Raw genomic sequence first — 16451 nt, 5'->3', positions numbered from 1 at the left:
CCCGGGAACAGGGCCGACGCGCGATCAGAACACGGAAACCTTTTAGGAAGCGTAAATCACGGCTTCGGCGGGGCGATCAGGCCACGATGGGTCAGCAGTGCGTGGAAGTCCTTCAGCCGTTCGCGGCGGTAGGCCGGTACGTCCATCTGCGTGAAGTCGCCGAAACCCCTGCCCGCGTTCATGCCCAGATCGCCGTCGGCCATCATCCGGTCGATCACCGGCGGCGCGGCGAACCGGTCCTGTCCGGTGGCAGCGGTCATGTAGCGGCTGGCGTGGTACAGGATATCGACGCCGCCCCAGTCGATGAACTCGACCAGACCCAGCACCGCAAAACGCACGCCGAACCCGGTCCGGATGGCCCGGTCGATGTCTTCGGCGCTGGCGACGCCTTCCTCGACCATGCGGGCGGCCTCGTTCATGGCCAGCGCCTGGATGCGCGGCACGATGAAACCGGGCGCGGCCGCGCATTTCACCGGCTCCTTGCCCATCTCCGTGAGCCAGCCCATCAGCCGTTCGGTGGCCTGCGCCGCTGTGCCACCGTGCGGGCTGACCTCCACCAGCGGGATCAGATAGGCCGGGTTCAGCCAGTGGGCATTCAGGAACCTTTCCGGTCGGTCCACGAAGCGTGCGAGGTCCGTCGACAGGATCGTCGATGTCGTCGATGCGACGATGCCGTCCCGGCTCAGGGCCGAAATCTCGTTCAGTGCCGCTTCCTTCGCGGGCAGCGTCTCGGGTACGCCCTCCATCACCAGATCGGCGGCACCTAGCGCTTCAGCCATCTGTGTCCGCGGCAGGTAAGCGATGCGCGCGGCGACCGCCTCTATCAGTGGCGCATCATGCCCGCCGAATTCGGCCATCAGTGCGATGCTCTGGCCGATCTCGTCTCGGGCCGCGTCGAGCAGGGCGGTCGCGTCGTCCGGCGCGCGGTCCTTGGCGTCGATCAGGCTGACCTTCCAGCCCGCCCAGGCGAAGACATGTGCCAGCCCGCGCCCCATGCGGCCCGCGCCATACAATGCGACATGGTTCATGCCGTACCGTCGCGCATGATCTGCCGCAGTTCGCCCACGTTCCGGCCGCCCAGCCCGACCGACTCCAGCGTCCGCCCGGTGGCGTAGAGGTCCTCGCCCAGAATGCCGCCCGCGATGGCGAGCAGTCCCGACGCGACCGGCGTTTCGACACCGGCGGCGCGCCCGCAGGAGACGAGGAAACTCAGACCGATCTGCACGTCCTCGCGCATGTAGCGGTGGGTGTGCAGGTCCAGATTCTCCCGCCATTTGCTGCTGACGACCAGCCGGTCGTGGGCCGCATTGCCGTACATCCATTCCGCGCGCGCCGGATCGTAGTGATCGGCCAGCGGAAAGTGCGGCGCGCCATAGCCGAAGGCTTCGCGCACCGCGATCCGCTCATTGTCCAGTGCGTCGGTCACGCTGCGGATGGCGGGCTGGGTGCCCTCGTTGTGGATATCCCAGTGCTCGAAATGCTGGATCGGCCCCGCGTTCATCAGGATCAGCGGCGGGTGAATGACGGGGCCGGCGTTCATCAGCGCGCCGTCCAGCCCGTCGGTCAGCCATTCGATGGCCGGATAGGCGGCTTCGAAGACCGGAAATGCCGCGTCGGCCTTCGCATACGGGAAGACGCCGGTCGGCAGCCGGGTGGCGCGGGTGATGATGGCGATGCTGCCATCCTGCTGCTTGCGCGTCAGATAGGGCAGCGTGCCGCTTTCGCCGAACATCAGCGCGCCGGTGCAGCCCGCTTCCTTCAGGATCTTCGACACCAGCCACGTCCCGAAACTGCCGGGCGGCATCAGGATAGCCTGTCCGTCGTTCAGATGCGGTGCCATGGCGCGGGCGATGTCCGTCTGGGCCTGCGCCGGACCCGGCATCAGGATCAGGTCTGCACCGCGCACCGCCTCACCGATGTCTGCCGTCGCCCCGACCGCCACATCGCGTGTGCCGTCGGCGTCCGTCAGCCGGATGGTGCCGCTGTCGATGACCGGCTGCAGGGCTGTCCCGTCGCGCCGCCAGAGGATGGTCTCATGACCCTGCTCGGCCAGATCGGCGGTGGCGGCGTAAGCGCCGTGGCCGCCGCCAAGGACGGCAATCCTCACCGGAACATCGGCGGCACGTCGAACCCGCCCAGCGCGCGCTCAAGCAGCTTCGCCACATGCAGGGCGGTACGGTCTTCCAGGAAGTTCGCGACCACCTGCACGCCGACCGGCATGCCCTCGCTGGTCTTGCCGATGGGGACGACGGTCGCCGGCAGATAGACGCCGCAGGTCATGCCGCACCAGACGATCATGTCGACATAGTTCCGGTCCACGCCGTTGATCGGCAGGGTGCGGCCCTGAAAGTCCTTCGACTGGTCATGCGGGAAGGCCGCGCGCGGCATCACCGGACACAGCAGCACGTCGAAATCGCCGAAGAACCGGTGCCAGATATCGCGCAGTTTCGCCCGGCGTTCGTTCCAGCCCAGCCATTCGGCATGTTCCATGACCGCGCCGCGCCCGAAGATCGCGCCATGGCTCATGTCGGTCGCGGCGGGCGGTGCATCCTTCAGGCGCTGGCGCAGCCCTTCGGGCAGGCCGATGCCCAGTTCGGCGGCCAGCAGCGTGTAATAGATCTCGTGGCTCTCTGCCATGTCGATGGCAGGCCGTGCGCGGTCATCGACCTTCGCGCCCAGCCCGGCGAGCTTCTCACCCGCCGCGGCGATCAGGTCGGCGACCTCGGTATCGACCGCGCAGAAGGGGTCGTCGTTCCAGACCGCGATGCGGTAATCCTTCGTCGCCTCGTGACGCGGCGGCGCCAGGTCCAGCCGCCAGCCCGGTCCCTTCATCTCGTCCGCACCCGCCATCACATCAAGTGCCAGTTCCAGGTCGCCCACGGTGCGCGCCAGCGGACCCGCCACGCCGATATCCGGCTCGGTCAGGTTGCCCGGCGCGCCGGGGATGTGGCCCCGGATCGGCACGATGCCATAGCTCGGCTTGTGGCCTGCGACACCGCAGAAGTGGGCGGGGTTGCGGATCGATCCGCCGATGTCGGACCCCAGTTCCAGGGCGGTGAAGTCGCTGGCGACGGCTGCTGCCGACCCGCCGGACGAGCCGCCCGGACCGCGCGCGACATCCCACGGGTTGTTCGTCGTGCCGAAGACATCGTTGTAGGTCTGCAGGTCGCCCGCCCAGATCGGCGTGTTGGTCTTGCCATAGACGATGGTACCGGCCTCGATCAGGCGTTCCACTGCGGTGGCGTGGCGGTTCGGGCGGTGATCCTTCAGTTCCGGCGCACCCGCGGTACAGGCCATGCCGACCACTTCGAAACAGTCCTTGATGGTCATCGGCAGGCCGTGCAGCGGGCCCCAGCTCCTGCCCTCGGCGGTCGCCTGATCGGCGGCGCGGGCGCGGGCGCGGGCGGCCTCGACATCGGTCGCGACGACGGCGTTGATCGCGCCATTGTGGGCATCCACGCGGTCCAGATAGTGATCCAGCACGGCTTCGGACGTGGTGCGTCCCGCCGCGATATCGGCCACCAGTTCGCTGGCCCCTTTCCAGGCAATCTCCGCCATGCTTTCCTCCCCCGCGTTCCCCGGTTACATCTTCAGGTGAAAGCATGACGCCCGCGCGTCAGCCTGTCCATTGCAAGGAACGCCGAATGACCCCGCGCCTGCGCGCCGATATCTGGGTGGCCGCCTATCTCAGGACTGTGCGTCTGCAAGGCGGCTTTGCCTATCAGCGTCAGCGTGGCGCGGATGAGGCCGGTGCGGTGCTGCTGAAGATCGAGCAGCCGGCACGCACCTACACCGTGATGTCCATCGGCTATGTCGATGGCGACCGGACCTGGATGCGCTCGACCGGACCCGAGGCGGTATCGGAACAGGATGCGGACGACTATATTCAGCGCCGGTTGAAGACCGACCCCGATCTGTGGGTGGTCGAGGTGGAGGACACACAGGGGCGGCACTTTCTGACCGAGCCTGTCGAGGGGGAGAACAACTAGATGAGTATGAAGGCCGTGATCTGGGATTTCGGGGGCGTGTTCACGACCAGCCCCTTCGACCGCTTTGGCGACTATGAACGGGAGAAAGGTCTGCCGAAGGACTTCATCCGCTCGATCAATGCGACCAATCCCGACACCAACGCCTGGGCGAAGTTCGAACGGGCCGAGATTTCGACCGACGCGTTCGACGCGCTGTTTCTGGAGGAATCGACGGCCAGGGGCCACCCGGTGCCGGGCAAGGACATCATCGCGCTGCTGGGGGGCACGGTGCGGCCGGAGATGGTCGCGGCGCTGGATCGCATTCTGGAAGCCGGTTACCGCTGTGCGGTCATCACCAACAATGTCCGCGCCGGACACGGACCGGGCATTTCCGCCGACAGCCGCACGGCGGAAGATGTCGCCAGGGTGATGGAACGGATGGAACTGGTCGTCGAATCCTCAAAGCTGGGCCTGCGCAAGCCGGACCCGAAGATCTACCAGCACACCTGCGCCGAACTGGGGCTCGACCCGTCGGAGGCGGTCTATCTCGACGATCTGGGCATCAATCTGAAACCGGCGAAGGCGCTGGGGATGACAACGATCAAGGTGGTCAGCGCCGATCAGGCACTGATCGATCTGGAGGCCGTGCTGGGCATGAAGCTGCGCTGAAGCCGTCCTGCGGCGCGTGGGTGCGTGTTGAGACGTCATCATACACTCTCCCCTGTTCCGGGATCCCCGCACGGGGCGGGGACAGGCCCGATCCCGGAACCCAGCGAAAGGTGAAACCTGTCACCGCCTGTGCCAATGCGAACCCTGCCGCAGAACCGGAGCGGCGGCGGCGTCAGTAGATCGTTTCCTTCATGTGGTCGGGATAGCCGCGGTCATAGGCTTCGCCGTCGAACGGTTCGGACTTGATCATGGCCTGCAGCATCTGGCCGGCCGTCGGCACCTCGTCGCGGGCGGCGTGGCTGTCGGCGAACCAGAGCCGTGACCGTGCCAGCGCCTTCTGGCACTGGAAATAGACGGTCTCTACATGGATGCGGATGACCGACCGCGGCAGCTTGCCGTCCATCGCGAAACTTTCGAGCAGGTCCGGATCGACGGTCAGGTCCGCGGTGCCCGTGACCCGCATGGTTTCGCCGATGCCGGGGATCATGAAGATCATCGAGATGCGCGGATCGCGGACAATGTTGCGCAGGGAATCGACACGGTTGTTGCCGCGCCGGTCGGGCAGCATCAGCATCTTCGGATCGACAATGCGCACGAACCGGCCCTGCGGGTCGCCGCGCGGCGAGACGTCCAGCCCTTCCGGCCCGACGGTCGCGATCATGCAGAAGGGGGATCGCTCGATGAAGGCGGCATATTCCGGAATGATGTGGTCGGCTTCCTTGGCGACGGCCTTCGGATTCTTCTCGCCGTAGACGGCTTCCAGCTTCTCGATGCTGTCGATCAGTTCCATGCTGTCGGTCCCTTGCGGTTGACTTGCGGCTCGCGGCACCGCGAAATGCGCCAGCGGTCAATCTGGGGAGGATGTACCATGCCACAGGTCGAGTTTCACTTCGATTTCGGAAGCCCGAACACCTATTGCAGCCATCGGGTGATCCCCGATATCGAGAAGCGCACGGGCGCGCGCTTCGTCTATGTGCCGGTGCTGCTGGGCGGCGTGTTCAAGCTGACCGGCAACAAGTCCCCGATGGAATGGAACAAGGGCGTCCGCAACAAGGCCGAGTACGGCCAGATCGAGATGCAGCGTTTCATGCGCAAGCACGGGCTGACGAAATTCCGCATGAACGAACATTTCCCGATCAACACGGTGATGATCATGCGCGGCGCACTGGTCGCCGAACGCGACGGCTACATGATGGACTATGTCGAGGCCGTCTATCGCTGCATGTGGGAAGATTCCAGGAATATGGGTGATCCTGCCGTCGTGATGGCCGAACTGAAGGCCGCCGGCTTCGACGCCGACGCCATCGCCGAGGGCGTGCAGGATCCGGCGATCAAGCAGAAGCTGATGGACAACACCTCCGCCTCGGTCGAGCGCGGCAACTTCGGCAGCCCGACCTTCTTCGTCGGCGACGAGATGTTCTTCGGCAAGGACAAGCTGCGCGACGTCGAGGAAGAGATCGTCGCGCAGGGCTGAGCCGGCGGTTTCATCCGGGCATGTGATCGCGTGACAGCACGGATGCGGGTTTCGGACGTGCGTTCGTCAATGGAATCTAAACCATCCGGAAGGTACGCAGATCATGATGATGGCGCATTTTGCGATACAGACCGATGTGGTCGACAGGTTTTCCGTTGCCGAGCGGCGCGTGTTCCGCAATGTCGATGGCCAGACCTATGCCGTGGTGGGCCACAATCGCGAGCTGGGCTTGCTGACCGACATCTGGTTCGGCACCTACGGCAGCGAAGACAACTTCCGGTCCGTTCTGGAATATATGTGCGAGCAGTTCGAGACGGGCGACTACCGGCTGTGGCTGGCGGATCTGCGGTTTCTGTCGCAGAGCTTTTTCGACGCCCAGCAGTATCTGGTAGAGGAAGCGTGCCCCCGCGCGATCCGTGCAGGGCTGGCGCGCGAGGCGGTCGTCATGCGGCCCGCCGAGGATGTGCCCGAGGGGTTCAACGTCTTCGGTTCCGCGCATGCCGCCCTGCAGCAGATCGCCGATGGCCGCGTCCGGGGCTTTACTGACATGGACATGGCCCGCGAATGGCTCATCAACGGCACGCTGCCCGATCGCCTGAGGTGAGGATCCGGTCCGACGTTCACCGGGCCGGTACCACCACTGTTCAGGCCGGTGCTAGGTCGCCCGTTGCCAGCAGACGCTCGATCATCGGCAGCCGCTCGTTGCCCCAGAACCGTTCGCCGTCGATGACGAAGGTCGGGACGCCGAACACGCCGGTCTCCAGCGCCGCGCCGACGGACGCCTTCAGGGCGTCCTTGACCGCCGGATCGTCGATGGCGGCGATCACGTCGGATCGCGCGAGTCCGAATCGCTCGTGCGCGAAGGCGGCGACCGCTTCGGGTGTCGTGACGTCGGTCGCTTCCGACCAGTGCGCCCGGTAGAGCGCCTGCCCAAACTGTTTCGCCAGCGCCGGATCGGTCATGTTCAGCCAGGTGAAGGTGCGGATCGCGGGCAGCGGCGGCAGGCCGCCGTCGCCGAACGGATCCAGCTTCACGCCGAAATAGCCGAACAGCCGGTTGCGCTCCCGTCCGGAGTAAGGGCCTTTCAGGGGCGTTGCGGGCACGGCGGGCAGCTTCATCACGTTCATGACCATGACGCCGAGCAGGGTCGGCCGCCAGCGGACCTCGCGCCCGTGTTCGGCGGCCAGCTTCTCGATCTGGATGCTGCCCAGGTAACCGAAGGGCGACAGGAAATCGAACCAGAAGTCGATGGGTTGCTTGTCCGCGGCCATCACCAGCCTCCCGTTTCGAGCCATCTGTCGATGATGTGGGTGCGGTCGGACCCCCAGAACTGTTCGCCGTCGATAAAGAAGGTCGGGCTGCCGAAGATGCCGCGCTCGACGGACCGTGTCGCGGCCTCCTTCAGCATGTCCTTCACCGCGGGGTCGTCGGGTGCGGCCCGCGCCTCCGCCTCGTCGAAGCCCGCAGCGACCGCATGGGGCACGGCGTTCTCCAGCTTCGAGACATCGCTGCCCTCCGACCAGTGAGCGGCCAGCATGGCCCGCGCCGCCTGCTGCGCGCGCGGCCGGTCGATGGACAGCATCCAGCAGAACAGGCGGGCCGGGATCAACGGCGAGGTCATGAACTTCGGAACCGCTGGTCTGAACGGCACGCCGTGAAAGCGGTAGGCGCGCGGCACGTCCATCAGCAGGTAGTCGCCCTTCAGCGGCGTATCGAGCAGCGGCGGCAGGCCCATCGCTTTCACCACCGCGATCCCGAGCATCATCGGGTGCATCTCGATGGTTCTGCCGTGCTTCTCGGCGACCCGCTCCATCGCCACCAGGCCCGGCAGGGCGTAGGGCGAGATGAAGTCGAAATGGAACTCGATCGGATCAGCCATCATTGCTCTCCAGATGTGCCAGCAGGGCCTCGTTCACATCCGCCGGACGTTCCTCGGCCAGAAAATGACCGGCACCGTCGATCTCAACGAAGCGGTAGGGGGCATCGATGAAATCGCCCGTGCCTTCCGCCGCCATACGTCCCACCGTGCCGTCCTCGTTGCCCCAGAGGTACAGGGTCGGCACGGCGATCCGCGGTGCATCCGCGCGCGCCAGCGTGGAGCCGCCACCGAAGGCGGCCCGGTACCAGTTCAGCGCGGCGTCCAGCGCGCCCGGATCGCGCAATACCGACAGGTGCGCCTCGACCTGCGCATCCGACATGCGCCGCTTGCGCCCGCCGCCGCCGCTGGCGAAGGTGCCGCCGCCCTCCCACGTCAGCGTGTTGCGCAGCGCGGTCATGTCGTCACCCAGCAGCGTGTCGGCCATGGACGGGTCCTGGAACCGCTTGTGATGGCCGCTGCGCTTCGCCTGTTCCGGATCGTTCTGGAAGGCGCGGGCGAAGGCGGCGGGATGCGGGCGCGACAGCACGGTCAGGGACAGCAGACGCCCGGGATGGGCGATGGCGGTCAGCCAGGCGATCTGCCCGCCCCAGTCATGTCCGATCAGGTGGAACCGCGTTGCCCCGGCGGCGTCTGCAAGGGCGATCACATCCGCCACCAGATGATCGACGTGATAGGCGTCGATGCCGTCGGGGCGCGCGCCGGGCGCATAGCCGCGCTGGTCCGGCGCAATGGCTCGGAAGCCCGCTTCCGCCGCCGCCTCGATCTGTCGGCCCCAGCTGTGCCGCGAATTGGGAAACCCGTGCAGGAAGATGGCCGCCGTACCGTCTTCCGGTCCGGCGACATCCGCGCGGAACCGCAGGCCGCCTGCCTCGATTTCGATGGTCTCGATCATCCTGTCTCTCCCCGGGACGGATGATGACGCGGATAGCTCTGCCGGGCAAATACTGCCTGCATGGGTCGAGCGGTGTCTTCAACCGATTGATTTGCTTGAGACTATTTCGGGCACGGCGCTTGCGGCGGTGCGGGAAACCAAACAGGAGTCCGGAAAATGATTCGCAACACCTATGTCGTCAGCCACTCGATTTCGTGGGCCGCCCAGAATCTGGTCGACAGTCACGGCACCGAGGCCCGCCGTCTTGCACTCGCCAATGCACAGCGCATGGCCGAGGAAGGCCGCATGGAACTGACCACCATGTGGGAACTGGTCCAGGGCGCCGTCGGCGAACTGCTGGGTGACGAGCCGGCAAGCAGGCCGCTGCTGAACTGACGCGCGCCCGCCCGTCTTCCGGTCGTCACACCATGTTCATGTTCTGAACAAATTTCCGGGGTACGTATAAGCGTCAGCACCTCATCATTGGTTACGCCACTCTCAACCAGGAGTATATCAATGAGCAAGCTGCTACACTTCAGCAATCCCGTTGGCGACGGCGAATCGGAGAATCAGGACGATGTCATGGCGGTGAGAAACGCCTTGCACGAGACCGGCGACCTGCCGAAGACCGGCAGCGCCAGCGGCTGGCGTGACCACGCCATGGATGAAGCCATGGAAAAGGTGCAGCGCCGGAACGGCCTCTGGCCGGATCGCCGTATGCGCCCCGGCGGGCCGACGCATCGCGTGATTGATGCCGAACGCAAGGAAAAGCGCGAAGGAAAGAAGCCCACGGGATTGGGATTGCAGGGATCTGTGGGGCCCGGAGATCACAACAGTCCGACGGATGTTCGCAAAGTGCAGACCGGCCTCGACCGGCTTGGCTATCTGGAGAAGCATGCTGGCCTGTCCGGCATCTATGATCAGCCGACCCGGTCTGGTCTGCATCGGTTCCAGATGGAATATAATCTGAGGGATGACGGCGTCGCAAATCCGGAGGGCGAAACCGACCGGATGATGGCCCGGACCAGCGCACCGCTGGCGGCCCCGAAAATCGCGAAACCCCGCCCTGCCCTGCCCGGCACCTCCAAATCCCGGAGCGTGGCCGACAGGCTTGAGAATGCCTGGGATGATATCGCCGATTTTTCCGGCGATATCATCGGCAATGTCGCCGAAGGCGCGCTTTCAACGCTCAGCAAAGCGGCACGCAGCATGAGCATGCAGCATGGTCCCGATGCAGTGGATCATTTTCTCGGCGGCACGGGCATGGATCGCCAGATTCCGGCTGCACACACTATGGGCCGACACCCCGTGGAGACCGGCGTTCGGGTAAACCAGAAACGGTTTGAAGACGCCTTCACTACAAGTCGTGCCGCCGCCTCGCATTTGGGAGAAGCGAACCAGAAACAGGATTACCTTGGCCATCTTGAGAAGATGGCAGACGGCGATATCATCATGTTGCCTTCCACGGGCTCCGATTATTGGGAAAATGCATACGGCACAAACGATCACTTCAATCAGGGTCGGGGCGACAAGCCAGCACGTTTCGATCCCGACGAGCATTTTGCTACAGGCAACAGCACGTTCTTGTCGACCGCGTCGAATGGATTTACCGCCGTCCGACGAGGTGACCGAATTTTCGTTTTCGGATCAGTCGATCATGTGTGGAAGGATGTGAATGACTACGCTGGACATGACCCATTGGCCATGATCGCCCAAGGTGCCCAGACGTACGGCGATGCGAAGGAATATGCCCACATCTCGAATTTTGGCCAGCGGCTGGAGGGTGAACTCCGCATTGAGAACGGCAAGATCGTTCCGGTGCATTTTCGCTGGAGCCATCTGCCCGCTGAGGCCAGCCTGCGATGACCGCGAAAGGGCGCTGGTTTCTCTCAGGCGTTGCAACCATGCTTGCTGTCATCGGAACTGCGGTTGCTCTGGGGGCCGTGCGCTACGGCCCTCATATTTATGACAACTGGGTTGTCTTCGAAATGAAGCCAGCATGCAGAGCATTTGGTATTCTGGACGGCGACTGGTACAGGCGTATCAAGGGGAACCCGACCGAGGAATTCTGGCGCTATGCAAGACAGGAAGCAAATGCCATGGGCTATGGCAATGAAAGCAAGCACGGGTCCGTGAGAATTTTTGGCGGTAAAATTTACTTTTCTGCAGAGAAATTACTCAACTCAACGTGGGTTTTTGATAAATTTGATGGTCAATTCGATCAGGAATTATTCTCTTTCTGGATATCCCGAGATGCCACCCGGAAAATCTTTGAAGACCGCCTTGCGTCCGGCGATCTGACGATCGGGAGGATGATGCGGTTCAAGCTCGACAACGGATTTGACGATCTGCACGGCCTGCCGCACCCCTACAGCTGTGGTTTCATGGAGGAACTGATCCTCGTCGGCGGCAGGTATGCGTCGGAGTGAGATGCGGTCGACGCCCCGAGGCTGACGCATGCGCCTGTCGGCCCGGTCCCATGTGATCCCTCGAATTTCGTTGTGCGCGCCGTCCGCCCGATGAACTATCCTGCCGGCCTTGTCCGCCGGGCCCGGCGCGGCCTGTCGGAACGCACCATCGCGCTGCCGGTCCGCTGACCAGGGAAGGATGACAATGGCAGATATGTCTTCAAGGGCCCGCGCGGTCATCATCGGCGGCGGCGTCAGCGGCTGCTCTGTCGCCTACCATCTGGCCAGGCTGGGCTGGGAAGACGTGGTGCTGCTGGAGCGCAAGCAGCTGACCAGCGGTACCACCTGGCACGCGGCGGGCCTGATCGGGCAGTTGCGGTCCAGCCAGAACATGACCCGGCTGGCGAAGTATTCCGCCGATCTCTACACGAAGCTTGAGGCAGAAACCGGCATCGCCACCGGCATGCGACAGAACGGCTCGCTGACTGTCGCTCTGACCGAGGCGCGCCGCGAGGAGATCCTGCGGCAGGCCTCCCTCGCCCGCGCCTTCGATGTCGAGGTGCATGAGGTGTCGCCGATCGAAGTGAAGGCCATGTACCCGCACCTGAACGTTGATGACGTGGTGGCCGCGGTGCACCTGCCGCTGGATGGCCAGTGCGACCCGGCCAACATCGCGATGGCGCTGGCCAAGGGCGCACGGATGAGCGGCGCGAAGATCCATGAAGGCGTGAAAGTCACCGCCGTGCACCAGGCCGATGGCCGCGTCACCGGCGTGTCCTGGGCCACCGAAGACGGCAACGCAGGCCGGATCGACACGGACGTCGTGATCAACTGCGCGGGCATGTGGGCCAGGGAACTGGGCAAGATGTCGGGCGTGTCCGTGCCGCTGCACGCCTGCGAGCACTTCTACCTGATCACCGAGCCGGTCGAGGGGCTGGGTCGCTTGCCCGTCCTGCGCGTGCCCGACGAGTGCGCCTACTACAAGGAAGATGCGGGCAAGATGATGCTCGGCGCGTTCGAGCCGAAGGCCAAGCCCTGGGGGATGGAGGGCATCCCCGAAGACTTCTGTTTCGACCAGTTGCAGGAGGATTTCGAGCATTTCGAACCGATCCTGCAGATGGGCGTGAACCGCATGCCGCTGCTGGCCGATGCGGGTGTCCATACTTTCTTCAACGGGCCGGAGAGCTTCACGCCCGACGACCGCTACTACCTGGGCGAGGCGCCGGAGCTGGGCGGCTACTGGGTTGCCGCCGGGTACAATTCCATCGGCATCGTCTCGTCAGGCGGGGCGGGCTTCGCGCTGGCGCAGTGGATCAACGACGGTGAGCCGCCTTTCGATCTCTGGGAAGTCGATATCCGGCGCGCCCAGCCCTTCATGTCCAACCGCGCTTTCCTCAGGGAGCGTGTCTCCGAAAGCCTTGGGCTGCTTTACGCGGACCATTATCCCTACCGGCAGCCTGAAACGGCCCGCGGGGTCCGGCGTTCGCCGCTGCACGAACACCTGAAGGCGCGCGGCGCGGTCTTCGGCGAGACCGTAGGCTGGGAGCGGCCCAACTGGTTCGCCCGCGAAGGTCAGGAGCGGGCGTACCGCTACAGCTGGGGGCCGCAGAACTGGTTCGACAATGCGCGCGAGGAGCATCTGGCCGTGCGCAACAATGTCGGCCTGTTCGACATGTCCTCCTTCGGCAAGATCCGTGTCGAAGGAGCGGATGCGCTGGCCTTCCTGCAGCACGTCTGTGCCAACCAGATGGACACGGAAACCGGCAAGCTGACCTATACGCAGATGCTGAACGCGCGCGGCGGCATCGAATGCGATCTGACGGTGACGCGTCTTTCCGAAACCGCCTTCCTGCTGGTCGTGCCGGCAGCGACCGTCCAGCGCGATCTCGCATGGCTGCGCCGTCATGTGAGTGCGGGTCAGCACGTCACCATCACCGACGTGACCGCCGCCGAGGCGGTGATCTGTGTCATGGGCCCGAACGCGCGGAAGGTGCTGCAGGGCTGCTCACCCGCCGACTTCTCGAACGCGGCGCACCCGTTCGGCAGCATGCGCGAGATCGAGATCGGTTACGGCCTCGCCCGCGCCCATCGCGTCACCTATGTCGGTGAGCTTGGCTGGGAAATCTACGTCTCCTCTGACATGGCGTGCCACGTCTTCGAGGCCATCGAGGAAGCCGGCAAGCCGCACGATCTTAGGCTCTGCGGTCTGCACGTTCTGGACAGTTGCCGCATCGAGAAGGCCTTCCGCCATTTCGGCCACGACATCACCGACGAGGACCATGTGCTGGAGGCCGGCCTCGGCTTCGCGGTGAAGGTGGACAAGGGCGACTTCATCGGCCGTGAGGCGGTGCTGAACCGGAAGCAGCAGGGGCTTCGGCGGCGCATGATGCAGTTCCGCCTCACCGACCCGAACGGCATGCTCTATCACAACGAACCGGTGCTGAGAGACGGCAGGATGGTCGGCTATCTGACCTCGGGCAACTACGGTCACCACCTCGGCGCGTCCGTCGGTCTGGGCTATGTTCCGGCAGAGGGCGAGAAGCCGAAAGACTTGCTGGCCTCGACCTGGGAGATCGAGATCGCCGGACAGCGTTTCGAGGCCGAGGCTTCACTGAGGCCCATGTATGATCCGACATCCGAAAGGGTCCGCATGTAGGGTTCCACCCGCCCTGTGGCGCGATTGCAGCCGCGACCCGTTTCGCATAGCCTTCCCCACGGTGTGAGGAATCGGATTTCGACGCGACCCCGCTGTGGAAGGCGCGCGATGCTGGGCGATGATCGGATCGAACTGCTGGTGGGCTGGGTGCTCACCGCTGTCTACCTGCTCTGGTTCTCGAAGAAATATTTCGACAGCGCGCCCTATTCGACGGCGCGATCCAGGGCGGATGCAGCCGAACCGCTGGAGAACGCGCTGGCGGCGCAGCCCATCTATCCGCGTTTCGCAGCGCCGTCGCGTCAGTACTGGACGTGGTTTCTGCTGTTCTTCGCCTATGTCTGGTGCCTCTATTTCATCGTCCAGATGGTGCTGGATTCCGCCATGCTGGGCGATGCCGCCCTCGGCGATCTGGAAAGCAACGTCTGGGTCAGCACATTCCCGCAACTGCTGGCGGCGCTGATCATCTTCGGGGGTGTGGACCGCATCCCTCAACTCAGCAGGGCGCTTTCGACGGTGCGCAACATGTTCCACGAAAGCGCGTCCATCCCGCGCCGCGCCCGCATGATGATCAATTCGGTCCGGGTGTTCCCGAAACAGTTCTCGCAGAACGAGATCGCGATGGCCGCGAAGATCAGCAGTTTCGTGCGCGACGACGATGGCGATTTCCCGCCCGGTTCCACCGAGTACAAGTTCCTGTACGCCTGCTTCCTGTTGAGCACCATCGAGCGTCGGGCCAACACCAACCGGGCCTACGACCGGTTCATCGACGACCCCGATTCCGGCTATGCCGGGACGCGATCGCAACTGGACTACGTCGAGAAGATCATCGCCGGGAATCTGAGGAACGAGGACACGCGGTTCCATGGCGACGCCACGGACCGGATCGTGGACGCCCTGTTCCGGAACGCGACGCAGCTTTACGTCAGCGCCACGGTCACCGCGTCGCGGCGGTTCTCGAAAACGATCCGGAATATCGTCCAGGACGGCGTGCCCATCCAGATCTACCGCGAATTCCGCTTTCAGATCGGCCACGCGCTGGTCGCCAACATCCTGGTGCTGGTCGTGCTGTTCTTCGCCCTGTTTCTGGGGTTCACGATCTGGCAGAGCCCCGATATCACGGCACCGCCCGCCGTTGCCGCCGCCCGCAGCGTGCTGGCGACCGTGCTGGTCGTGACCATTCCGGTGATCTCGACCTATATGCTGAAGGTCGCGGCGGTCGATGAATGGCCGCTGGGGTTCGACGGTCAGGAGCGCGGCGACAATCTGCCGAAATATGCCCTCGCTTCCCTGATCGGCATGGCCGCTGCGCTGATCGGTTTCTATGTGATGGCCGAATACGACCTGCTGGACGAGGACGCGGGGTTCGACTGGTTTCTGGGCGTCGCGCCCTGGGCCGGCGTGCCCGGTGTGATCTGTTTCCTGGCCGCGGCCACGCTGGACCACATCCCGCGGCGCTACGCGTTTTCGCGATATATCTCGCATGCGCTGGCGACCGGCCTCGCCGGCGCTGTCGGCTGTGCGATCGTCGGCTTCATCATCCAGATGGTCGCCCATGAATCCGAACTGCCCGGTCTGATGGACCCGCAAAGCCCGTTCTGGGAAAGGGCGCTCAGCCTGATCTTCTCGGCAACTGCCGTGGGATTTCTGTTCGGCATGTACATCTCGGTCATCTCGGATCTGGGCACGCGGCTGCCGAAGACGATGACTATCGGCGAGCACTATTTCTTCCGCTTCCTGCTGGGACAGGTGCTGGCATCGGAGACGCCGCGAGAGGCCTGGTCCGGCATGTGGATCGATACCAACGACCTGCCGTCGCAGGAGGTCGTCGAGGTGCTGATCGAGGAAGGATTCCTTTCGGCGGATCGCACGCTGACCCCCAAGGCCGTGGATCGCCTGTTCGCGACGTGATGCAGATCCGCGGGGTTCGACCGCGCCTGCGCCTTTACAACAAAAGCTACTCATGAGTAGGATGTCAGGGCGTCAACCCTGGGGAGGAAATGGCGTGCTTGATACGACGCAGGTGTTCCACATCAACGTGAATTGCACCGATCTGGATCGGTCGCTTGAATTCTATCGCCTGCTCGGCTTTCGGGAGGTGATCGATTTCAACGCGACGGGCGATGGCGCATCCAGCGATGTGCTGGGCGATCCCGTTCTGGGACCGGCGCTGGGACTGCCTGCGAATTCAAGTGCGCGGGCGCGCATGCTGATGCTGGGGACCAATCCCCGTTCGGCGCGGCTGGACCTGATCCAGTGGATCGAACCGAAGGCGGAGGGGACGGCGTATCCCCATCTGGCGCACGTCGGCATTGCGCGCATCTGCTTTCGGGTGAAGGATGTTCAGGATGCCTGGCAACAGTTGACGGACGCTGGCGCGGAACCGTTCACAGAGCCGGTGCTGATCGACATGGGGGGATCACGGCAGAAATTCTTCTGCGCCTACGACCCGGATGGTGTCGTGGTGGAGTTCATGGAGTTTCTGAAAGACTGACGACCAATGCAAAAAATGATCTGGGAGGATTCAAG

Annotated in this window: 17 protein-coding genes; 10 read left to right on the top strand and 7 right to left on the bottom strand. The window is 64.2% G+C overall.

Annotation, left to right across the window (positions count from 1 at the left end; translation table 11 throughout):
- Positions 1-56: 56 nt before the first annotated feature.
- Genes ACN0X7_RS07060 through ACN0X7_RS07050 form a run of 3 tightly spaced genes read right to left on the bottom strand, consistent with a single transcriptional unit; the run spans position 57 to position 3558 of the window.
- Positions 57-1028: a 3-hydroxybutyryl-CoA dehydrogenase gene (locus ACN0X7_RS07060; RefSeq protein ID WP_417515546.1), complete on the bottom strand. Its 972-nt coding sequence runs from the start codon at positions 1026-1028 to the stop codon at positions 57-59.
- A complete protein-coding gene (locus tag ACN0X7_RS07055) occupies positions 1025-2107 on the bottom strand; it encodes an NAD/NADP octopine/nopaline dehydrogenase family protein (RefSeq protein WP_417515544.1) in 1083 nt (360 codons plus the stop codon). Before ACN0X7_RS07055 ends, ACN0X7_RS07060 begins: the two co-directional genes overlap by 4 nt.
- Complete coding sequence (locus ACN0X7_RS07050; protein ID WP_417515542.1) at positions 2104-3558, bottom strand: amidase; 1455 nt, start codon at positions 3556-3558, stop codon at positions 2104-2106. The genes ACN0X7_RS07055 and ACN0X7_RS07050 overlap by 4 nt, the downstream gene beginning before the upstream one ends.
- An 86-nt stretch (positions 3559-3644) precedes the next feature.
- Between ACN0X7_RS07050 and ACN0X7_RS07045 the strand changes: the two genes are divergently transcribed.
- The gene (locus ACN0X7_RS07045) at positions 3645-3989 is read left to right on the top strand and encodes a DUF1491 family protein (protein WP_417515540.1); all 345 of its coding nucleotides are present in this window, start codon (positions 3645-3647) and stop codon (positions 3987-3989) included.
- Positions 3990-4637 (top strand): HAD-IA family hydrolase, encoded by a 648-nt coding sequence (locus tag ACN0X7_RS07040; protein WP_417515538.1) that lies wholly within the window; start codon positions 3990-3992, stop codon positions 4635-4637.
- Between the two features lie 172 nt (positions 4638-4809).
- Here ACN0X7_RS07040 and ACN0X7_RS07035 read toward each other — a convergent pair whose 3' ends face one another.
- On the bottom strand, positions 4810-5427 hold the full coding sequence (locus ACN0X7_RS07035; protein ID WP_417515536.1) for a pyridoxamine 5'-phosphate oxidase family protein: 618 nt from the start codon (positions 5425-5427) through the stop codon (positions 4810-4812).
- 78 nt (positions 5428-5505) lie between these two features.
- On the opposite strand from ACN0X7_RS07035, the gene ACN0X7_RS07030 reads away from it, so the two are divergent.
- Together ACN0X7_RS07030 and ACN0X7_RS07025 are read left to right on the top strand one after the other, a co-directional pair.
- Complete coding sequence (locus tag ACN0X7_RS07030; RefSeq protein ID WP_417515534.1) at positions 5506-6111, top strand: 2-hydroxychromene-2-carboxylate isomerase; 606 nt, start codon at positions 5506-5508, stop codon at positions 6109-6111.
- A gap of 103 nt (positions 6112-6214) precedes the next feature.
- Positions 6215-6715, top strand: coding sequence for a hypothetical protein (locus tag ACN0X7_RS07025; RefSeq protein ID WP_417515532.1), 501 nt, complete (start codon positions 6215-6217; stop codon positions 6713-6715).
- Between the two features lie 40 nt (positions 6716-6755).
- On the opposite strand, the gene ACN0X7_RS07020 is transcribed toward ACN0X7_RS07025, so the two are convergent.
- The 3 genes from ACN0X7_RS07020 to ACN0X7_RS07010 are packed head-to-tail and all read right to left on the bottom strand — an operon-like array spanning position 6756 to position 8882.
- Complete coding sequence (locus tag ACN0X7_RS07020; protein ID WP_417515530.1) at positions 6756-7382, bottom strand: 2-hydroxychromene-2-carboxylate isomerase; 627 nt, start codon at positions 7380-7382, stop codon at positions 6756-6758.
- A complete protein-coding gene (locus ACN0X7_RS07015) occupies positions 7382-7990 on the bottom strand; it encodes a 2-hydroxychromene-2-carboxylate isomerase (protein WP_417515528.1) in 609 nt (202 codons plus the stop codon). The genes ACN0X7_RS07020 and ACN0X7_RS07015 overlap by 1 nt, the downstream gene beginning before the upstream one ends.
- Positions 7983-8882, bottom strand: a complete 900-nt coding sequence (locus tag ACN0X7_RS07010; RefSeq protein ID WP_417515526.1) for an alpha/beta fold hydrolase — start codon at positions 8880-8882, stop codon at positions 7983-7985. Before ACN0X7_RS07010 ends, ACN0X7_RS07015 begins: the two co-directional genes overlap by 8 nt.
- Positions 8883-9038: 156 nt before the next feature.
- On the opposite strand from ACN0X7_RS07010, the gene ACN0X7_RS07005 reads away from it, so the two are divergent.
- The 6 genes from ACN0X7_RS07005 to ACN0X7_RS06980 all read left to right on the top strand — a co-directional run bounded on the left by ACN0X7_RS07005 (position 9039) and on the right by ACN0X7_RS06980 (position 16416).
- Positions 9039-9257, top strand: a complete 219-nt coding sequence (locus ACN0X7_RS07005; protein ID WP_417515524.1) for a hypothetical protein — start codon at positions 9039-9041, stop codon at positions 9255-9257.
- Between the two features lie 120 nt (positions 9258-9377).
- The gene (locus ACN0X7_RS07000) at positions 9378-10727 is read left to right on the top strand and encodes a peptidoglycan-binding domain-containing protein (RefSeq protein WP_417515522.1); all 1350 of its coding nucleotides are present in this window, start codon (positions 9378-9380) and stop codon (positions 10725-10727) included.
- The gene (locus ACN0X7_RS06995) at positions 10724-11290 is read left to right on the top strand and encodes a hypothetical protein (protein WP_417515520.1); all 567 of its coding nucleotides are present in this window, start codon (positions 10724-10726) and stop codon (positions 11288-11290) included. The genes ACN0X7_RS07000 and ACN0X7_RS06995 overlap by 4 nt, the downstream gene beginning before the upstream one ends.
- 184 nt (positions 11291-11474) lie before the next feature.
- The gene (locus ACN0X7_RS06990; RefSeq protein WP_417515518.1) at positions 11475-13925 is read left to right on the top strand and encodes a GcvT family protein; all 2451 of its coding nucleotides are present in this window, start codon (positions 11475-11477) and stop codon (positions 13923-13925) included.
- A 108-nt stretch (positions 13926-14033) separates the two neighbouring features.
- Entirely contained in the window at positions 14034-15833 is a 1800-nt protein-coding gene (locus tag ACN0X7_RS06985) for a hypothetical protein (RefSeq protein ID WP_417515517.1), read from the top strand.
- A gap of 94 nt (positions 15834-15927) precedes the next feature.
- The gene (locus tag ACN0X7_RS06980; protein ID WP_417515515.1) at positions 15928-16416 is read left to right on the top strand and encodes a VOC family protein; all 489 of its coding nucleotides are present in this window, start codon (positions 15928-15930) and stop codon (positions 16414-16416) included.
- Positions 16417-16451 lie beyond the last annotated feature (35 nt).

It is taken from the genome of Minwuia sp., assembly GCF_048263705.1.
In the GTDB taxonomy this organism is placed as follows: Bacteria; Pseudomonadota; Alphaproteobacteria; order Minwuiales; family Minwuiaceae; genus Minwuia.
This window is presented reverse-complemented; position numbering and strand designations above follow the sequence as displayed.